Source organism: Paenacidovorax caeni (assembly GCF_001298675.1).
GTDB lineage: Bacteria > Pseudomonadota > Gammaproteobacteria > Burkholderiales > Burkholderiaceae_C > Paenacidovorax > Paenacidovorax caeni.
Genome location: NZ_CYIG01000129.1, coordinates 1 through 1,070 on the forward strand (window position 1 = coordinate 1; position 1,070 = coordinate 1,070).

Genomic DNA, 1,070 nt, shown 5'->3' on the forward strand with positions numbered 1-1,070 from the left:
ATCACCTGCAGCGGATCGCCCACCTCGTCTCTCTTGTGCTGGCGCGAGGCCTCGGCGAACAGATCGAACTTCAGGGCGCTACGGGGCGTGATCATGGCAAGGGGCGGGTCAGGCTTCTCGGGTCAGGAAGAGAGCGGATGGGTTTTGAGAAGTTCCCTATTGCGACTGTTGGAGCGATGGAACTGGTTGCGAATGCCCAGGGAGGCGGGAGATCATGAAGGGTACGCCATCCAGACGCCCGCGCACCAGGCCTTCCTCGACGCCTACCAGCAGCGCTTCAAGGACTATCCACGCGCGGGCTCCATCGTGGGCTACAACGCCATCCTGTCGATTGCCGAAGGGTTGAAGAAGACCGGCGGCAGCGCGGATACCGAGAAGCTCATCGCCGCGTTCCGCAGCCTTGAAGTCAACACGCCGTTCGGCCCCATCACCTACCGTGCGCAGGACCACCAGTCCACCATGGGCGCCTACGTCGGCAAGACCGCACTGCGCCAGGGCAAGGGCGTGATGGTGGACTTCAGCTACCAGGACGGCGGCAAGTTCCAGCCCTCCGACGACGAAGTGAAAAAACTCCGCAAGGGGCAGTAATTCCGCCTGCGTCGCCTGCGGTGCCCTCCCTCCAGGGGGCGTCGCCGGCGCGGCAGGGGCAGCCCTTGCGCGGTGGCGGCTGGCCTGGAATGCGCCAGTGCCATGGGCGGGGCTTGCACGCCAGCAATGGATAGGTCAATGGATTTTTCCGGGTTATTGGTTCAGCTCCTGAACGGCTTGGCGGGTGCCTCCACGCTGTTTCTGGTGGCGGCTGGGTTGTCGCTCATCTTCGGCGTCCTGCGCGTCGTCAACTTTGCGCACGGCTCGCTCTACATGCTCGGGCTGTACGGCGCCTACACCTGCGTCGAGCAACTCGGCGGTGTGCTCGGCTTCTGGCCGGCGCTGCTGCTGGCGCCGCTGGCCGTGGGCCTGCTGGGCGCGGCGGTGGAGGTGCTGCTGCTGCGCCGCATCTACCGCGCACCCGAACTGCTGCAGCTGCTGGCCACCTTCGCCTTGGTGCTGGTGATCAAGGACGCGGCGCT

The 1,070-nt window shown here is 65.4% G+C and carries 1 protein-coding gene and 1 pseudogene; both read left to right on the forward strand.

Annotated elements, in window-relative coordinates:
• Nucleotides 1-222 precede the first annotated feature (222 nt).
• Nucleotides 223-588, forward strand: a pseudogene (locus BN2503_RS19070) (ABC transporter substrate-binding protein); the annotation flags it as partial.
• 138 nt (nt 589-726) lie between these two features.
• Nucleotides 727-1,070: ABC transporter permease subunit (locus BN2503_RS19075; protein WP_434799886.1), on the forward strand; the 344-nt coding region annotated here is incomplete at its 3' end.